General features: G+C 60.8%; 15 protein-coding genes. 8 read left to right on the top strand and 7 right to left on the bottom strand.

The genetic code is table 11. The features are described from left to right. Nucleotides 1-198: 198 nt before the first annotated feature. Complete coding sequence (gene radA / locus LIX93_RS23040) at nt 199-1566, bottom strand: DNA repair protein RadA (protein WP_226506480.1); 1368 nt, start codon at nt 1564-1566, stop codon at nt 199-201. Between the two features lie 328 nt (nt 1567-1894). Here radA and mscL point away from each other — a divergent pair, with 328 nt between their 5' ends. Beyond that, nucleotides 1895-2341, top strand: coding sequence for a large-conductance mechanosensitive channel protein MscL (gene mscL / locus LIX93_RS23035; RefSeq protein WP_226506372.1), 447 nt, complete (start codon nt 1895-1897; stop codon nt 2339-2341). 68 nt (nt 2342-2409) lie between these two features. Here the strand turns inward: mscL and LIX93_RS23030 are convergent, their stop codons facing one another. Further along, on the bottom strand, nt 2410-3186 hold the full coding sequence (locus LIX93_RS23030) for a ferredoxin--NADP reductase (protein ID WP_226506371.1): 777 nt from the start codon (nt 3184-3186) through the stop codon (nt 2410-2412). A 141-nt stretch (nt 3187-3327) separates the two neighbouring features. Between LIX93_RS23030 and LIX93_RS23025 the strand changes: the two genes are divergently transcribed. Next, nucleotides 3328-4452, top strand: a complete 1125-nt coding sequence (locus LIX93_RS23025) for a methyltransferase (RefSeq protein ID WP_226506370.1) — start codon at nt 3328-3330, stop codon at nt 4450-4452. A gap of 69 nt (nt 4453-4521) precedes the next feature. Here LIX93_RS23025 and LIX93_RS23020 read toward each other — a convergent pair whose 3' ends face one another. The 3 genes from LIX93_RS23020 to LIX93_RS23010 are packed head-to-tail and all read right to left on the bottom strand — an operon-like array spanning nt 4522 to nt 7196. Beyond that, entirely contained in the window at nt 4522-4695 is a 174-nt protein-coding gene (locus LIX93_RS23020; RefSeq protein ID WP_226506369.1) for a DUF2474 domain-containing protein, read from the bottom strand. A gap of 56 nt (nt 4696-4751) precedes the next feature. After that, nucleotides 4752-5759 (bottom strand): cytochrome d ubiquinol oxidase subunit II, encoded by a 1008-nt coding sequence (cydB, locus tag LIX93_RS23015; RefSeq protein ID WP_226506368.1) that lies wholly within the window; start codon nt 5757-5759, stop codon nt 4752-4754. A gap of 3 nt (nt 5760-5762) precedes the next feature. Then, nucleotides 5763-7196: a cytochrome ubiquinol oxidase subunit I gene (locus LIX93_RS23010; protein ID WP_226506367.1), complete on the bottom strand. Its 1434-nt coding sequence runs from the start codon at nt 7194-7196 to the stop codon at nt 5763-5765. 496 nt (nt 7197-7692) lie between these two features. Between LIX93_RS23010 and LIX93_RS23005 the strand changes: the two genes are divergently transcribed. From LIX93_RS23005 to LIX93_RS22985, 5 genes are all read left to right on the top strand, one after another. After that, complete coding sequence (locus LIX93_RS23005; RefSeq protein WP_226506366.1) at nt 7693-8988, top strand: NCS2 family permease; 1296 nt, start codon at nt 7693-7695, stop codon at nt 8986-8988. Next, the gene (trmA, locus tag LIX93_RS23000; RefSeq protein ID WP_226506365.1) at nt 8985-10070 is read left to right on the top strand and encodes a tRNA (uridine(54)-C5)-methyltransferase TrmA; all 1086 of its coding nucleotides are present in this window, start codon (nt 8985-8987) and stop codon (nt 10068-10070) included. The genes LIX93_RS23005 and trmA overlap by 4 nt, the downstream gene beginning before the upstream one ends. A 220-nt stretch (nt 10071-10290) precedes the next feature. Then, a complete protein-coding gene (locus tag LIX93_RS22995; protein WP_226506364.1) occupies nt 10291-10638 on the top strand; it encodes a PAAR domain-containing protein in 348 nt (115 codons plus the stop codon). Nucleotides 10639-10701: 63 nt separating this feature from the next. After that, entirely contained in the window at nt 10702-12249 is a 1548-nt protein-coding gene (locus tag LIX93_RS22990; RefSeq protein WP_226506479.1) for a PAAR domain-containing protein, read from the top strand. A gap of 1039 nt (nt 12250-13288) precedes the next feature. Next, nucleotides 13289-14149: a shikimate dehydrogenase gene (locus LIX93_RS22985; RefSeq protein WP_226506363.1), complete on the top strand. Its 861-nt coding sequence runs from the start codon at nt 13289-13291 to the stop codon at nt 14147-14149. Nucleotides 14150-14254: 105 nt separating this feature from the next. Here the strand turns inward: LIX93_RS22985 and LIX93_RS22980 are convergent, their stop codons facing one another. Both LIX93_RS22980 and quiC read right to left on the bottom strand, forming a co-directional pair. Next, nucleotides 14255-14923: a TetR/AcrR family transcriptional regulator gene (locus LIX93_RS22980; protein WP_226506362.1), complete on the bottom strand. Its 669-nt coding sequence runs from the start codon at nt 14921-14923 to the stop codon at nt 14255-14257. Nucleotides 14924-15034: 111 nt separating this feature from the next. Beyond that, complete coding sequence (quiC, locus tag LIX93_RS22975) at nt 15035-16945, bottom strand: 3-dehydroshikimate dehydratase QuiC (protein WP_226506361.1); 1911 nt, start codon at nt 16943-16945, stop codon at nt 15035-15037. Between the two features lie 349 nt (nt 16946-17294). Here quiC and LIX93_RS22970 point away from each other — a divergent pair, with 349 nt between their 5' ends. Then, nucleotides 17295-18629 (top strand): MFS transporter, encoded by a 1335-nt coding sequence (locus LIX93_RS22970; RefSeq protein WP_226506360.1) that lies wholly within the window; start codon nt 17295-17297, stop codon nt 18627-18629. Nucleotides 18630-18718 lie beyond the last annotated feature (89 nt).

Genomic DNA, 18718 nt, shown 5'->3' with positions numbered 1-18718 from the left:
CACAGCGATCTGCCTTGATGCGCCTGTAGGTAATGGCGCAGTAACTTCACGTGTGGCCCTGCGGGCCGAAATGAAGCGTATGACATTTCCTGTCGACCTGGTGAAAACCACTACACCCACCCGCAAACCCTCCAGCCAATGCCAACCCAGCGCTCCTCGCCATTATCGGCGCGGTTGTCGACAAGGGTCAGCATCGGTTTACTCGAACAATGCATCCAGCGCCTGTTCCAGCCGCGTCACCGCAATGACCTGCAATCCAGGCGGATTCTCCTTCGGCGCGTTGGCCTTGGGCACGATGGCGCGTTTGAAGCCGTGCTTGGCGGCCTCCTTGAGGCGCTCCTGGCCGCTGGGCACCGGGCGTACTTCGCCAGACAACCCGACCTCGCCGAACACCAGCAGGTCGTTGGCCAGGGGCCGGTTACGCAGGCTCGACATGATCGCCGCCAGCAAGGCCAGGTCCGACGCGGTCTCGAGCACCTTCACGCCGCCCACCACATTGAGGAACACGTCCTGGTCGTGGGTGGGGATGCCGCCATGGCGATGCAGCACCGCCAGCAACATGGCGAGGCGATTCTGGTCGAGGCCGAGGGTGACGCGGCGCGGGTTGGCCAGATGACTGTCGTCCACCAGCGCCTGCACTTCGACCAGCATGGGCCGGGTGCCTTCCCACGTGGCCATGACCACGCTGCCGGGCACTTCTTCCTGCGCACGAGTCAGAAAAATCGCCGACGGATTGGAGACTTCCTTGAGGCCACGATCGGTCATGCCGAACACGCCCAGCTCGTTGACGGCGCCGAAGCGGTTCTTCACCGCGCGCAGCAAGCGCAAGCGGCCATCGGATTCGCCTTCGAAATACAGCACGGTATCGACCATGTGCTCCAGCACCCGCGGCCCCGCCAACGCGCCTTCTTTGGTGACGTGGCCGACCAGGAAGATCGCCGTGCCGCTCTGCTTGGCGTAGCGCACCAGCAGCGCCGCACTCTCGCGGACCTGGGACACGCCGCCGGGAGCGGACTGCAACTGCTCGGTGAAGATGGTCTGGATGGAGTCGATCACCATCACCTTGGGCTGCTCGACCTTGGCCGTGGCGATGATGACCTCGATGCAGGTCTCGGTCATGACCCGCAGCTTGTCCTGGGGCAACCCCAGGCGCCGCGCACGCATGGCGACCTGTTGCTGGGATTCTTCGCCGGTGACGTACAGCGCCGGCATGCGCGTGGCGATATTGCACAGCGTCTGCAACAGGATGGTCGATTTGCCGATACCGGGGTCGCCACCGATCAGCACCACCGACCCATCGACCAGGCCACCCCCCAGGACGCGATCCAGCTCGGCGGACGCGGTGGAGAAACGCGGGATTTCCTCGACGCTGACTTCTGCCAAGGTCCGGATCTGCGCCTGCTGGCCCGTCCAGCCGGTGCGCCCGCTGGGCGGTGCGGCGGAGGTCTGGTCGAGCACGGTTTCCACCAAGGTGTTCCACGCACCGCACTCGCCGCACTGCCCGGCCCATTTAGGGAAGGTGGCGCCGCACTCGGTGCAGCCGTACATGCGCTTGGCCTTGGCCATGGAAACTCCTGGGGCAAAAGTCGCCATGATACCGCGCCTGCCGCCGCCCGTGGCCAGACACTTACCTGTGGTGAGGGGGCTTCTCCTCAATGCGGTGGACCAGGCACCCATGTGTTTTTCCGACCCCATGCAATCCGGGGCAAGCCCCCTCTCTACAAGGTGAGCAATGGCTGGATGAAACTTTGCGGCGCGGCGCGCGAATAGGGCTAGGCTCAAATTCGACAAAACTTCTCGCTAATAACCGTGTCACTAAAAACGGGCGTAGAGCATGAAACAAGGCTGAATTACACTGCGTCGACCAACCTCATCTGTAACAAGGAATATCTAAATGAGCGTGCTAAGTGAATTCAAGGCCTTTGCGGTCAAGGGCAATGTAGTCGACATGGCCGTTGGTATCATCATCGGCGCTGCATTCGGCAAGATTGTCTCCTCCTTTGTCGGCGATGTGATCATGCCGCCTCTGGGGTTATTGATTGGTGGCGTTGATTTCAGCGACCTCGCGATCACCCTCCGGGCAGCGGAAGGCAACGCCCCGGCCGTGGTATTGGCCTACGGCAAATTCATCCAGACGGTCATCGATTTCATCATCGTCGCGTTCGCCATCTTCATGGGCGTCAAGGCCATCAACCGCCTCAAGCGCGAAGAAGCCAAGGCTCCAACCCTGCCACCGACCCCGAGCAAGGAAGAAGTGCTGCTGGGCGAGATCCGCGATTTGCTCAAGGATCAGAATGCCAAAGCGGTTCCGACTGTAGCGGCGCCTGATCGGCTGGTTTGAGCCTGCTGGATTCGCGATCGGGCTGCCGGCCCTTTCGCGGGCAAGCGTGCGCAAGATCAAACCACCGCTTACCAATAATTCTCCACCGCCACCTGCCCCGGTCGGCGGCTGAGGCTTAGCTGCATGTCGCGCGCCTTGAGCAACTTGCGGGTGTCGTCGATCATCTCTGGATTGCCACAGATCATCACCCGCGAATGCTCCGGCGTCAGCGCCACACCGGCCTTGGCCTCCAACTCGCCGTTGTCGATCAGCCCAGTGATCCTGCCCCGCAGGGTATCGGGGTAATCCTCACGGCTTACCGTACCGATAAAGGTCAGCTTGCCTTTGTAGTCCGCTAGATATTCACGCGACTCCAGGCCGGCGATCAGCTCCTGATACGCCAACTCGCGCCCTTCGCGCACGCTGTACACCAGGACGATGCGCTCGAATTTCTCCCACACCTCGAAATCCTGCAGGATCGACAGAAACGGCGCCACGCCGGTACCGGTCGACAGCATCCACAGGTCGCGGCCATCGACGAAACGATCGAGGGTCAGGTAGCCCGTCGCCTGGCGCTCCACCAACAATTCATCACCCACCTTCAGGCGACTGAGCTCGCTGGTGAATTCACCGCCCGGCACCACGATGGAGAGGAACTCGAGAAACTCGTCATGGGGCGACGACACCATCGAATACGCCCGCCATACCACCGTGCCGTCGGCCTTGGTCACCCCCAGGCGCGCGAACTGCCCGGCCACGAAACGAAACCCGGCATCGCGGGTGGTACGCAGGATAAACAGGCTGGGGGTCAGCGGTTCGACATGGGTGATGGTCTGACGGGTAAATTTTTCTGCGCTGGCGGACATGACGCGCTCCATTGAACTGATGGCGACAGTTTCCCGCAAACGGCAGCAGATAAACACCGCCGGTTTGTAATGTCATCCCCAGCAGGCCCTACAAAAACCCCGTAGAATCACCCGCCTCCGCCGCTCTCGTGTCCGCTTGCCATGCCCCTGCTCAAAACCGCCTACGCCCAGCTCGACCTGATCCGCCAGCCAGACCAGCCGGACGAACCGCTGCAGGCGTTCGACGCCGCCGATGAATACCTGCTCAATCATCTGGCCGAACAGCAACTGCCGGCTAGCACCCGGGTACTGGTGCTCAACGACAGCTTCGGCGCCTTGGCGGTGAGCCTTAGCGGGCAGTGCCAATTGATCAGCAGCGGCGACTCGTACCTGGGCCACCTGGCCCTGGAAAAGAACCTGACGCGCAATCACCAGCCGTTCGACTCGGTTACCTTTGTGCCGGCCAGCAGGCCATGGCAGGGCCCGTTCGACCGCGTGCTGATCCGCGTGCCCAAGACCCTCGCCCTGCTCGAAGAACAACTGATTCGGTTGCAGGGCCACTTGGCGCCGGGCGCTCAGGTGATCGCCGCCGCCATGGTCAAGCACTTGCCACGGGCCGCCGGTGATCTGCTGGAGCGTTATATCGGCACGATGCAGGCGTCGCTGGCGGTCAAGAAGGCCCGCTTGCTGATTGCCACGGCGCAGCCGCGGCCGATTGCCATCTCGCCCTACCCGACGCGCTACCACCTCGATGCGCCGGCCATCGAGCTGCTCAACCACGCCAATGTGTTCTGCCGCGAAGGCCTGGACATCGGCACCCGCGCCTTTCTCCCGCACTTGCCGGGCAACCTTGGGGATGCTCGGGTGGCAGACCTGGGCTGCGGCAACGGCGTGCTGGCCATCGCCAGTGCGCTGGCCAACCCGCAGGCGCAGTACAGCCTGGTGGACGAGTCCTACATGGCGGTGCAATCGGCGGCCGAGAATTGGCAGGTAGCGCTGGGCGATCGCCCGGTGACCACGCGCGCCGATGACGGCCTGGCGACGCAGCCGGCGGACTCACTGGACGTGGTGCTGTGCAATCCGCCGTTTCACCAGCAACAGGTGGTGGGGGATTTCCTGGCGTGGCGAATGTTCCAGCAGGCGCGCGAGGCGCTGGTGGTGGGCGGGGCGTTGTATATCGTCGGCAACCGGCACCTGGGCTATCACAGCAAGCTGGCGCGGTTGTTCAGAGGGGTGGAGCAGGTGGCGGCGACGCCCAAGTTCGTGGTGCTCAAGGCGCGCAAGTAAGGATCAAATTCCAGCGTGTCAGTACTGGCCTCTTCGGCGGCGAAGAGGCCAGCTCAGTCGACACAGATATCAGTGAGACTTCATCCCCGCCGCCGTCATGAACAGACGGATCAGCATGGCGAACAACCCCAAGGCCACGACGCTGCCGACATAGATCAACACCAGCCAGCCAACGCGTTTGTACCACGGCGACTGTACTGTCTCGCCGGCTTGTTCATTCGTAACAACGTCTTTGTGAACCATGACTCATCTCCTAGAAGGACGCCCGGACCTCAAGGACCCGGGCGCCTGACAGACGACTAGTGGTAACCATCCTCAGGTGTCACCTTGCCGCGGAACACGTAGTAGCTCCAGAAGGTGTAGCCCAGGATGAACGGCAGGATGAACAAGGTGCCGACCAGAATGAAGCCCTGGCTTTTCGCCGGCGAGGCGGCATCCCAGATGGTCAGCGAGGGCGGCACGATGTGCGGCCACAGGCTGATACCCAATCCGGTGTAGCCCAGAAACACCAGCAGCAAGGTCAGCAGGAACGGCGTGTAATGCGCTTTACGCGCTACAGCGCGCAGCAGGCCGTACACCGCAACCAGCACCAGGATCGGCACCGGCAGGAACCAGAACAGGTTCGGGGTGCTGAACCAGCGCTCGTGGATGTCCGGATGCGCAAGCGGCGTCCAGATACTCACCGCACCCGTCACCGCCAGCAGCAACAGGGTCAACGGCCGCGCCAGCTTGTGCATGGTCTGCTGCAGCCCGCCTTCGGTTTTCATGATCAGCCAGGTGCAACCCAGCAGTGCGTAAGCGACGATCAGTGCCAGGCCGCAGAACACGCTGAACGGGGTCAGCCAATCCAGGCCGCCGCCGGCGAACTTGCGCCCGACCACCGGAATACCGTCGATGAACGCGCCCAGCGCTACGCCTTGGAAGAAGGTCGCGACCAGCGAACCGCCGATGAAGGCCTTGTCCCAGATGTGTTGCTTGGCGGGTGTGGCCTTGAAGCGGAACTCGAACGCCACACCGCGGAAGATCAAGCCCACGAGCATGAAGATCAGCGGCAGATACAGCGCCTCGAGCACCACTGAGTAGGCCAGCGGGAAGGCGCCGAACAACCCTGCGCCACCCAGTACCAGCCAGGTCTCGTTACCATCCCAGACCGGCGCGACGGTGTTCATCGCCACGTCACGGTCTTTGCTGTCCTTGAAGAAGGGGAAAAGAATGCCAATCCCCAGGTCGAAGCCGTCCATGACCACGTACATCATGACGCCGAAGATGATGATCACGGCCCAGATCAGTGGAAGATCAATACCCATGACTCAGTTCCCCTTGCTCAAGCTGTCGTGGCCGCTGTGCTCGCCAGTATCGGCGGCGGACAGTGGACGTGCCGGTGTACGCTGCTGGCCAGGGCCACCGTGCGGCTGGTCATCGTGGTGAGCTTTAGGCCCTTTGCGCACCAGGCGCATCATGTAGCCCAGGCCCACGCCGAACAGCGAGAAGTACACGACGACGAAGGTCACCAGGGTGATGGTCATCTGCGTGACGCTGTGATTGGACACCGCATTGACGGTGCGCAGCAGGCCATACACGACCCACGGCTGACGACCGACCTCGGTTGTGAACCAGCCCGCCAGCAGCGCGATCAGGCCCGATGGGCCCATCCACAGGGTCAGGTACAGGAACGGACGGCAGGTGTAGAGCGCGTCGCGCTTGCGCAGCCAGAGGCTCCACAGGCCGACGAAAATCATCAGCATGCCCAGGCCAGCCATGACCCGGAACGACCAGAAGATGATCGTCGAGTTAGGGCGGTCTTCAGGCGGGAAGGACTTGAGCGCCGGGATCTGCTTGTCCAGGCTGTGGGTCAGGATCAGGCTGCCCAGGTACGGCACTTCGACTTTGAAGCGCGTGGTCTCGGCTTTCATGTCCGGCCAGCCGAACAACACCAGCGGGGTCGGCTCGTTGCCGACGTTTTCCCAGTGGCCTTCGATGGCAGCGATTTTCGCGGGCTGATGTTCCAGGGTGTTCAGACCGTGGGCATCACCGACGAAGGCCTGGATCGGCGCGACGATCAGCGCCATCCACATGGCCATGGAGAACATGCGCTTGATGGCCGGAGTACGGCGACCACGCAGCAAGTGCCAGGCCGCCGAAGCACCGACGAAGAACGCGGTAGCGACGAACGCGGCGATCGACATGTGCGCCAGGCGGAACGGGAACGACGGGTTGAAGATGACCGCCAGCCAGTCGGCGGGCACCGCACGGCCATCGACGATTTCGTAGCCCTGCGGGGTCTGCATCCAGCTGTTGGAGGCCAGGATCCAGAACGTCGAGATCAGCGTACCGATCGCCACCATGACGGTCGCGAAAAAGTGCAGACCACGGCCGACGCGGTTCCAGCCGAACAGCATGACGCCGAGGAACCCTGCTTCGAGGAAGAATGCGGTGAGTACTTCATAGGTCAGCAGCGGACCGCTGATGGCACCGGCGAAGTCGGAGAATCCGCTCCAGTTGGTACCGAACTCGTACGCCATGACCAGGCCCGAGACCACGCCCATGCCGAAGTTGACGGCGAAAATCTTCGACCAGAAGTGATACAGATCGCGGTAGGTGTCGTCATGGGTCTTCAGCCAGAGACCTTCGAGCACTGCCAGAAAACTGGCCAGACCGATGGTGATGGCAGGGAAGAGAATGTGGAACGAAACCGTAAACGCAAACTGCATTCGGGCGAGATCTATTGCCTCTAAACCGAACATATAGCTTCCTCTATCAGGGTAATGCGGACTGGCGGCTAACCAGGCCAACGGCCCCTGCGCATAGGGAGCACGGCAATTTCAGGGTCTGAATACGCAGGGATTGCGAGCAATGGCCACGACCCGCTTGCAGGCTGCAAGCGTTGACCTGGATCAATGATCTGTAAAAGAGTAGACCCATTCCCTGCGACGGACCGCGTGGTCTATTGCCGCGTGGCCAATTGCCTCACCCGATGGGAACTGTGTTGCAGAATCAGTAACAGTAAATCCACTCAATCGCCCCGTGGGAGTGGGCTCTGCCCGCGAAGTTCTTGACTGTTGCTGCGCAGGCGGCGCCTGGAAAAGCTTCGCGGCCACAGCCTACTCCCACAGGGATAGGCAAGGGGGCTGAACGGGCTCTTGTTTTCGGGCCGGTACTGGTATCATGCCCGGCTTTTTTGCGACCTGGCGCAGGCTGTGCTGTGCTCTACGGGTCGTTACATCCATTGCGGGGGCAGGCATGCTGGAAAGGCTGTTTCAACTCAAGGCGCACAACACCACTGTGCGCACCGAAATCCTGGCGGGCGTGACCACGTTCCTGGCCATGGCCTACATCCTCTTCGTCAACCCGAGCATCCTCGGCGAGACCGGCATGGACAAGGGCGCGGTGTTCGTCGCCACCTGCCTGGCCGCCGCCATCGGCTCCACCGTGATGGGCCTGATCGCCAACTACCCGATCGCCCTGGCGCCGGGCATGGGCCTCAACGCCTTCTTTACCTACACCGTGGTCCTGCACATGGGCCATACCTGGCAGGTGGCGCTGGGGGCGGTGTTCATTTCGGCGGTGTGCTTCTTCTTGCTGTCGATCTTTCGCATCCGCGAGTGGATCGTCAACAGCATCCCGCTTCCGCTGCGCTCGGGGATTGCCGCCGGCATTGGTTTGTTTCTGGCATTGATCGGCATGCATGAGGCCGGGATCGTGGTCGGCAACCCGGCGACCATGGTCGGGATCGGTGACCTCAGGGCGCCTGGGCCGGTGCTGGCGATTCTGGGCTTCTTCCTGATCGTCGGCCTTGAAGCGCTGAAGGTGCGTGGCGCGGTGCTGATCGGCATTCTGGCGGTGACCATCGTCTCGATCGTCGGGGGCTTCAGCCCGTTCGGCGGTATCGTCTCCATGCCGCCGTCGCTGCTGCCGACCTTCCTGCAACTGGATATCAAGGGCGCGCTGGATATCGGCCTGGTCAGCGTGATTTTCGCCTTCCTGTTCGTTGACCTGTTCGACAACTCCGGCACCCTCATTGGCGTCGCCAAACGCGCCGGCCTGATGGGCAAGGACGGCCACATGCCGAAGATGGGCCGCGCATTGATCGCTGACAGCACGGCGGCCATGGCCGGCTCGTTGCTCGGCACATCGACCACCACCAGCTATATCGAATCGGCAGCAGGCGTGAGCGCCGGTGGCCGTACCGGGCTGACTGCGGTGGTGGTAGCGATCCTGTTCCTGCTGGCACTGTTCTTCGCCCCGCTGGCAGGCAGCGTGCCGGCCTACGCCACGGCACCGGCGCTACTGTTCGTAGCAGTGCTGATGTGCTCTGGCCTGGCCGAGATCAATTGGGATGACATTACCGAAGCCGCACCCGTCGTGGTCACCGCGCTGGCGATGCCGTTCACCTACTCGATCGCCAACGGCATCGCCTTCGGCTTCATCACCTGGACGGCGATCAAGCTGCTGTCGGGCCGTCGCCAGGACCTCAACCCGGCGCTGATCATTCTCTCCATTCTGTTCGTCATCAAGCTGGGCTGGTACAACGCATGAGTGCTGTCTTCGATCCCTCGAGCTACGACGCCCAACTGCAGGCCAAGGTCGCGCGCCTGCGTGAACTGCTGGCGCCTTTCGATGCCCCCGAGCCGAGCGTGTACGACTCGCCGCGCGAGCACTATCGGCTGCGCGCCGAGTTTCGCCTGTGGCGCGAAGACGGCCAGCGCCTGTACGCGATGTTCGCGCCGGGCGACAAAAACACGCCGATCTTTTTCGAACAGTTCCCCATCGCCAGCCTGCGCATCAACGACTTGATGCCGCGCCTCAAGGCGGCCTGGCAGGGCAATGCAGCGCTGAGCAACAAACTGTTTCAGGTCGAGTTCCTCACTACACTGGCCGGCGATGCCATGGTCACGCTGTGCTATCACCGCCCGCTCGACGAGCACTGGCACGCCGCCGCCGAGCAACTCGCGCAGGAACTGGACGTCAGCATCATTGGCCGCTCCAAAGGCAAACGTGTGGTGATCGGCCGCGATTACGCGGTCGAGGAGCTGCAGGTCGGTGGTCGCACCTTCCGTTACCGCCAGCCCGAAGGCGCGTTCACCCAGCCCAACGGCACGGTCAACCAGAAGATGCTGAGCTGGGCCTTCGATGCCTTGGGCGAGCGCCAGGATGACCTGCTGGAGCTGTACTGTGGCAACGGCAACTTCACCCTGCCCCTGGCGACCCGAGTGGGTAAAGTGCTGGCCACCGAAATCAGCAAGACGTCCGTGAACGCCGCGCTGCACAACCTGGCTGACAATGGCGTGGATAACGTCACCCTGGTACGCCTGTCCGCCGAAGAACTGACCCAAGCACTGAATGAAGTGCGGCCGTTCCGCCGTCTCGAAGGCGTGGACCTCAAGAGCTACAACTTCGCCAGCGTATTCGTCGACCCGCCCCGCGCCGGCATGGATCCGGACACCTGCGAGCTGACCCGGCGCTTCGACAACATCCTGTACATCTCCTGCAACCCGGAGACCCTGGCGCAGAATATCGCGCAACTGCACGACACCCATCGGATCGAGCGCTGTGCGTTGTTTGACCAGTTTCCGTATACCCACCATATGGAATCGGGCGTGATGCTGGTCAGGCGTTGATCGAATGCCGTTGCGAGGACTGCGCCCTTGCAACGGTTGCCTGCAACGCTGGTCATGAATCCGCGCTGGCCTGCGGCTCAAATGATTCGCCCATCAGGCCGGTTCTACTCGATATCTCCGCGTCAATTTCCGCTGCAAAAATCAGATTGTTCTCATAGTCATCTCTGCCCAACTTTCCTAGCCTTGGTCTCTGCATAAATAAAGATCAGAGGGAAACATCATGGAATGGGGACATTGTCTTCGCGCAGGTGACAAGACGACCTGCGGCGGTCGAGTACTGGATGGATTTCACGGCTGGTTGATGGAAGGTGCGCCGCTGGCACGTGAGGGGGACCCAGTTTCTTGTGGCAAAGACGGTAGGACTTATCCGATCGCCGGTGGTTATTCCGGCATCAAGGTCGCAGGTACGAACGTCGCTGGCACGCTGCATAGCCTCAGCGGCTGTCCATGTGACGCGAAGTTGATACCGATAAATTCTGCGTTTGGATACGACAGCGATACGGGCACTGTGACCCCGGTCAGTGATCCAATACCGGCCCCCGCTCGCCTTACTGAAGCTGCTGATTGAAAAGGTGAAGGCGAGCGCTGTGCGATGGGCCCGAGGATGCATCAATGGTCAGCGGGCTTGATCGTGGAAGCCGTGCGCAGCCGTCTACCTGCTGGATCGCCTGAACAAACAGGAAAAATCCCCGCAAAAATCAGATTGTTCTCATATCAACGCCCTGCAGATTTTTCTAGCCTTGTCCCTCTAAAAACCCAAAAGCGAGAGAGGGATTTCATGGCGACCGGATTCATGATCGGTGTGGGCGACAAGACCAGCTGTGGTGGGCGGGTTCTTGAGGGGGATTCCCTGGTCAACATGTTCGGCATCCTCCGAGCCCGTGAGGGCGATCAAGTCTCGTGCGGCAAGGACGGCAAGGTTTACCGAATACTGGGCGGCATACACTACATGACCAGCAGCGGCAAGCTTGTGGCTGGCAACCTCGACAGCATCAGCGGCTGCCCATGCCGCGCGACGTTGTACCCCTCAAAGGATGTTCGCTACGAGTCTGATTACAGCGCTGCGCCGGGAGTCCGGCTGGCGGCACCTGCGGTTGCCGAGTCTGTCGGCTCACGGGTATACGCTGCAAACGCCCAAACACCTCACAGCACTGTCGCGCCCCCCGTTGCCACTGGCGCAGGCACAGGCGAAGAGCCGGGCTTTCACATTGTGGAAACCAACATCCCCCGACATTTATTAGGGGCGCGACTGCTCACCTCGCCCAGCAAGGCAGTGTTGGACAAGTTCAACGCGCTTAATTCCGGGCCGTATCTGGTCAAGGCCGGTTCGATCATAGTCCTGAGTGATCCCAACAATCATCGCTGTACTCGGGAAGAGGCCGTGCTGATGAGCGCGGCGGCCAGTGCCAATGAGGTGCTCGAAAGGCTAAGCCCGGAAGACGCCAATTTCATGATGAAGCACAGAGAAGAGATCGCTACGTTTTTGAGTTATAGCTCGACATCGGTGAGCGCGGGCACAGCAATGTATGCCAAGTATCTTCAGGAGCTTGCGGCGCTACTCAAAAAAATTGAGACTCTCCATCAGGACGCATTCCTGCGTGACGGTCATCTACGCTCTTCTGCATTTTTTGCCGAGCGAAAGATTTTAATGGCACAACTTCATTCTCGCTTGGGGTTATTCACTCGTAACATCGCGGGATTTTCCGAGCATCAAAATCTTAAGGCTGCGCTCGGAATTTCTACCCGTAGTTTGGTGCATCACTGGACCAAGGTGGGCGCCCCAGGACAAATTCCTGGGTATGCGACGCACCTACAAGGAGTAGCGACTGCCACAAAAATAATCCAGGCCGGTGGCTGGATCGGCGTCGCGGTAGGAGCAGGCGCATCCTATAGCAAAGTCCAAGCCGTTTGCACTGCTGGAGAGTCCGCAGCGTGTGAACGAATCAAGTTTACTGAAACCGGTGGCTTTATAGGAGGTACCCTAGCTGGTGTCATTGCTGCCACAGGCATTTCAGCCGAAGCAACCACACTCTGTATTGGAATTGGCGCTGCTACGGCGACGGCGGGAGGTATAGCATGCGCGCTAGTAGTGGTAGGCGGCGCAACTTACGGACTCGGTTTGTTTGGTGAGAAAATTGGCTCCGCTACCGGTGATATCATCTATAGGACAACCAAATGAGTACCCCGTATCTCATTCATGCTTGCATTGGCGCCATCATACTACTGGGCATGCTAATTTGGCTGGCAATAGCACTCTACATAGCCAAAACAAGAACCACTGAACTTGCCGATTACTTTCCCAACTCACCACTGATAAAATTAAATACCCCCTCCAAACATGACATCATTATTAAGTATTTTCGGTATATCGGCACATTAGCAGCATGCGTGACCTTCCCGTCTGGGCACGTTGACCGAGCCGAAATAAACGATCAGGACCTACAGAATCTGCCGCCGCATATCAAACGACTATTAAAAATACTGTACTGCACTCGTATAGGACTGATCTTCAGCCTTATATTGACCTACTTAGTGGGGAAGTACGGTTTCGACTTATACGACTAAAAAACCATAACGGAGGTGTGGTAACAAGGTACTCTCAGGATTTTTATCTGGTGCAGCAACGGCTTTGTGCGTGGCATCGGAGACCGGAATTCTTGATTAGCAGCGCATCGGCACTCGACATCACTTCCATCACTTGAAATTAAAAACCACAATGGGATAACTGGAAATGAGCGAACTCTGAGCATGTCGGTCCTCACCGCCAACAACATCAATAATGCCCACCCAGCAACGACCTGTCGAGCATCATCCGCCCCCTGCCCGCATTCAACCTAGCGGGCATTCAAGCAAAGGTCGGCAGATCGACATCCGTAGCACCTGGCCCGGAGAACACACCGATCCCGATCGCCGGCAACTCGACTGGCAGTTGTGACTCCGTACGGTGCGGCTTGCATGACCAACGTGATATCCGGGGTCATACCAAATGGATACCGGCCGAACAAGCCAATCGCATCAAAGCCCACTCCGAATTCACACGAAATCATTTGACCAAATTAACTGGTTAGTACAATTTACTGGCAAGCGCCTTGTCGCCCGTGAACCTGTCCGCAGGAACCCAAAATAACAATGGCGTGGACGCTCGTCCGTCTGCGCTCGTGTGGCACTCCCACGGCCCTCGCCGGCCGGCCACTTGGAACCAACAAAGGCATTCGTGTATGTCCCAGAATAAAAAAGCCAGCGTCCTGGCCGGCCTGATCGGCGCCGGCATCCAGTTGTCCCGTACCCCTGCCCTGCACGAGCAGGAAGGTGCCGCCCAGGGCCTGGGCTATCTGTATCGGCTGATCGACCTCGACAAGCTGCAACTCGACACCAGTCACCTCGAAGAACTGCTCACCGCCGCCGAGCGCATGAGCTATACCGGCCTGAACATCACCTTCCCTTGCAAGCAGGCGATCATCCCCCTGCTCGACGACCTGTCCGCCGAAGCCCGCGGCATCGGCGCGGTCAATACCGTGGTGCTCAAGGACGGTAAACGCGTCGGCCACAACACGGACTGCCTCGGCTTTGGCGAAGGCTTCAAGCGCGGCATGGCCGGTGTCGCCCGTGAACGCGTGGTGCAAATGGGCGCAGGCGGCGCCGGTGCGGCCGTGGCTCATGCGCTGATCGCCGAAGGTGTGCAGCAACTGACGATTTTCGACGTCGAAGCCAGCCGTGCCCAGGCACTGGTCGACAACATCAATGAGCATTTCAGCGGCCAGCGCGCGGTGCTCGGCACCGACCTGAGCGCCAGCGTCGGCGCCGCCGACGGCCTGGTCAACACCACGCCCATGGGCATGGCCAAACTGCCGGGCATGCCAGTACCCAAGGCGTTGCTGCGCGCCGACTTGTGGGTAGCGGAGATCGTCTACTTCCCGCTGGAAACCGAACTGCTGCGCGAAGCCCGGGCGCTGGGTGCACGGACCCTCGACGGCGGCACCATGGCGGTGTTCCAGGCGGTCAAGGCGTTCGAGCTGTTCAGTGGCATCGAGCCCGATGCCCAACGGATGGTCGAGCACTTCAATAGCATGAATGGCTGATCATCCCTTTCGCGGGCAGAACCCGCTCCCACAGGGTATCGCGTGCACCTGTGGGAGCGGGCTCTGCCCGCGCATGGGCCCGCCGCATCATCGTAGATTGGCGGACTAAACCAGCAAATACCGCAGCACCGAATCGCAGATCATCTGCCGATGGCTCTGGCGCAACTGCGCATCGCCGAAGTCCACCTGGAACAACTCGCCAAAGGTGTGGCGGTTGGACACTCGATAGAAGCAGAACGAACTGATCAGCAGGTGTACATCGATCGCCTGCAAACCACCGCGAAAGACCCCCAGCTTGGCCCCTCGCAGCAATATCTCGTCCAGCGCCAGCAACACGCTCTTGTTCATCGAACGGATCGTCTCGGACTGTTTGACGTATTCGCCCTTGTGCATGTTTTCGTTGCACACGATGCGCACGAAATCGACATTGCGATCGTGGTGATCGAAGGTGAATTCCACCAGCCGGGTAATCCCTTCGACAGGATCAAGTTCGGCCAGGTGCAGGTCGTTCTCGGTGTTGCGGATATCACCGTAGAGCTTCTCGAGCACCTCGACGTAGAGCTGCTCCTTGCTGCCGAAGTAGTAATAGATCATGCGTTTGGAGGTTTGCGTGCGCTCGGCGATGGCATCGACGCGGGCGCCCGCCAAGCCTTGCAGGACAAACTCGGTGATGGCCGCCTGCAGAATATTCTCACGGGTCTTTTCAGGGTTGTTCTTGCGCGATTTGCGCGGAGCCGCGGCAGGCTCGACGCCAGGGTCTTGAATTATTGTCATGGGGCGCTCGTGGCCGACGTGAATCAGCTCCAATTATGAAGTCCGTGGCCGGGGTAAGGGAAGCCTGCAGGCGCCTGAATCAGACGTCGCCCCGCAGGCTGTCGCTTCGACTTAGAGTTTTGCGTGGCGGATGCCACCGGCGCGGGCCTTGGCCATGGCAGCCAGGCGCACCGCTACGTTTGCCGCACCGTAGCCAGCATAATCGCCGCGACGCTGGATGATTTCGAAGAAGAAGCGATCTTCGAACGGTTCGGTGTACACGTGAAACAGCTCGCCGCCGTTGGCGTCACGATCGTAAAGCACGTTGTAGTACGCCAGTTCGCTGAGGAATTCGTCATCGAAATCGAAGCGCGCTGCCAGGTCGTCGTAGTAGTTGAGCGGGATATCGAGCAATGCCACGCCCGACTCCTTGGCTTTGCTGACGGCGGCGAAGATGTCGTCGCAATCGAAAGCGATGTGATGCACGCCCGAACCGCGGTAGGTCGACAGTGCATGGGAAATCGCCGTATTGCGGTTTTCCGAGACATTCAACGGCAGTCGAATGGTACTGCAGCGGCTGCGGATCGCACGGCTCTTGACCAGCCCGTACGGGTCAGGCAGCACCACCTCGTCGTCCGCCTTGAAGTCCAGCAGGCTCTTGTAGAACAGCACCCAGCTGTCGAGGCTGTCTGGCGGCAGGGCCATGGCCATGTGGTCGATGCGTTTGAGGCCGACGGTGCTCGGCGGCAATGGCTTGATGTCGAAATCGGTGTCGTAGATGGTGCGCCCGTCGGCGTCCTGATCGACCAGATAGATCAGGCTGCCATCGGGGGCGCGCACGGCAGCCAGATGGCGCTCGTTGGGGCCGACCAGGCCGCGATAAGGCTGACCGCGGTAGTCGATGGCCCGTTGCAGCGCGCTGGCGCTATCCTTGACCCGGATCGCCGTGGCGCAGAGCGACGGCCCGTGGGATTCGAAGAAGCTGTGGGCGAAGGAGTACGGCTCGGAGTTGAGGATCAGGTTGATATCGCCCTGGCGATACAGCTCGACGGCCTTGGAGCGGTGCTTGCCCGACGCGGTAAAGCCCAGGCGCTGGAACCAGTGGCCCAACTTGGCGCCCAGCGCTTCGTCGACGGCGAACTCGAGGAATTCGACGCCATCGTAGGTGCTGGCCTCGGGCGGCGAGAAGAGGATATCGATGTTCGGTACCGGCTCGGCTTCCTGCTCCAGCACCTTGCGGGTTTTCTCTTCGAGGTACAGCAGCGAACGCAGGCCATCGGCCGCGTTGGCGCGCGGCGGTGCAGCGCGGAAACCGTCGTTGAAGATCTCCAGCGACAGCGGGCCGGTGTAGCCGGACTTGATGATCGGCGCGAGGAAGTTGGCCAGGTCGAACTCGCCCTGCCCCGGGAAGCAGCGGAAGTGGCGGCTCCATTCCAGCACGTCCATGGCCAGGATTGGTGCATCGGCCATTTGTACGAAGAAGATCTTGTCGCCCGGGATATTGGCGATGGCGCTCGGGTCGCCCTTGAGCGACAAGGTGTGGAAGCTGTCGAGCAATACGCCCAGGCTCGGGTGATCGGCCTGCCGGACGATGTCCCAGACTTGCTCATAGGTATTGACATGGCGGCCCCAGGCCAGCGCTTCGTAGCCGATGCGCAGATTGCGGGCGCCGGCGCGCTCGGCGAGCAGGCGCATGTCGTCTACCAGAATCTGCTGGTCGCCCACCGAATCGGCGGAGGCGTTGCTGCACACCAGTACCAGATCGGTGCCGAGCTCCTGCATCAGGTCGAACTTGCGCTCGGCCCGGTCCAGGTTGCGCGCCAGCTTGTCGCGGCGGCAACCTTCAAAATCGCGAAAGGGTTGAAACAGGGTGATGTCGATGCCCAGATCGGCGCACATCTGCCGGACTTCACGCGGGCTGCCGTCGTAATACAGCAGGTCGTTTTCAAAGATCTCGACACCATCGAAACCCGCAGCGGCAATGGCTTCGAGTTTTTCCGGCAGGGTACCGCTCAAGGAGACGGTGGCAATCGAACGGTGCATGTTTCCACTCCAAATGGCGGCTGAAACGGCCTTGCTGCAGGCCCTGTTTCCAGTGCGCGCCAGGTTTCGGACACGCCGGCCCGCAGGTTGAAAGTGCGGGCCGATCTTGGGCGAGAATTCTGTTGGTGACGATTCTATAGCGCAATTGAGTGCGTACGAACCGGTTAGTTTTGTGTGCGATAATCGGCCAGACCACCGCGTTGTTAATTGACGATACCTTTGATGATCAGCACCATCCACCCCCTTAGTGAAGCCCTTCCAGGTGTTAAATGCCAGCCAGGGCCTCAGGTTACTCCTACTCAGTGCATAGACCCTGAGAGTCGCCCATAAAAATTTCAACAAACGGTAAATGCTCATGTCTGCGATAGCCCGTCCACTCGACAAGGCCGCGACGCCAGGTATCGGTGAAAAAATCCGCAGTGGCCTGGCCGTCGGCAAAACCCGCTGGGGCATGCTCGCCCTGGTGTTCTTTGCCACCACCCTGAACTACATCGACCGTGCCGCCCTGGGCGTCATGCAGCCTATCCTCGCCAAGGAAATGAGCTGGACGGCGATGGACTACGCCAACATCAACTTCTGGTTCCAGGTGGGGTATGCCGTCGGCTTCCTGCTGCAAGGGCGGTTGATCGACAAGATCGGCGTGAAACGGGTGTTCTTCTGCGCCGTACTGTTGTGGAGCCTGGCGACCGGCGCCCACGGGCTGGCCACTTCGGCGGCGGGCTTCATGGTCTGCCGGTTCATCCTCGGCCTGACCGAAGCCGCCAACTACCCGGCCTGCGTGAAGACCACGCGGCTGTGGTTCCCGGCCGGCGAGCGGGCGATCGCCACGGGTATCTTCAACGCCGGCACCAACGTCGGCGCCCTGCTGACGCCGCTGATGCTGCCGCTGATCCTCAGTGTGTGGGGTTGGCAGGCGGCGTTCCTGTGCATTGCCTTCCTGGGGCTGTTCTGGGCAGTGCTGTGGGGCCTGAAATACTTCAATCCCGAAGATCACCCGCGCCTCAGCGAAACCGAGCGCGCCTACGTGATGGGCGAACCCGAGCCGGATCAGCAAGGCGTGCCCTTCCATCGCATCCTGCGCATGCGCGGCACCTGGGCATTCGCCGGGGCCTTCATGTGCACGGCGCCGGTGTTCTGGTTTTACCTGTACTGGCTGCCGCCGTTCCTCAATCAGCAATACAACCTGGGCATCAACGTGACCCAGATGGGCATTCCGCTGATCATCATCTATGTAGCGGCGGACTTTGGCAGCATCGGCGGCGGGATTCTGTCTTCCTGGTTGATCGGCCGCGGCATGCAGCCGGTGAAGGCGCGCCTGGTGTCGATGCTGGTGTTCGCCCTGACCATCATCAGCGTGATCTTCGCCGCCGGCGCCACCAGCCTATGGGTCGCCGTCGCCGCCATTTCGGTGGCGATCGCCGCGCATCAGGCCTGGACCGCGAATATCTGGAGCGTAGTGATGGACTACACGCCCAAGCACATGATGAGCACCGTGTTCGGTTTCGGCAGCATGTGCGCGGCAGTGGGCGGGATGTTCATGACCCAGATCGTCGGCTATGTGCTGACCAAGACCAACAACAACTACGCGTTGCTGTTCACGCTGATCCCGGTGATGTACTTCATCGCCCTGAGCTGGCTGTACCTGATGGCGCCACGCAAGGTGCCGGTGCTGGATCAGGCCTGATTCTGCGGCAGTCTCGCGGGCCTCTTCGCGGGCAAGCCTTGCTGCCACAGGTGTACCCGTGTGGAGGCAAGGCTTGCCCGCGAAGGACG

Source organism: Pseudomonas sp. MWU16-30317 (assembly GCF_020515695.1).
In the GTDB taxonomy this organism is placed as follows: Bacteria; Pseudomonadota; Gammaproteobacteria; order Pseudomonadales; family Pseudomonadaceae; genus Aquipseudomonas.
Note: the sequence above shows the minus strand (reverse complement) of the source record. Positions and strands in the feature narration are given on the sequence as shown.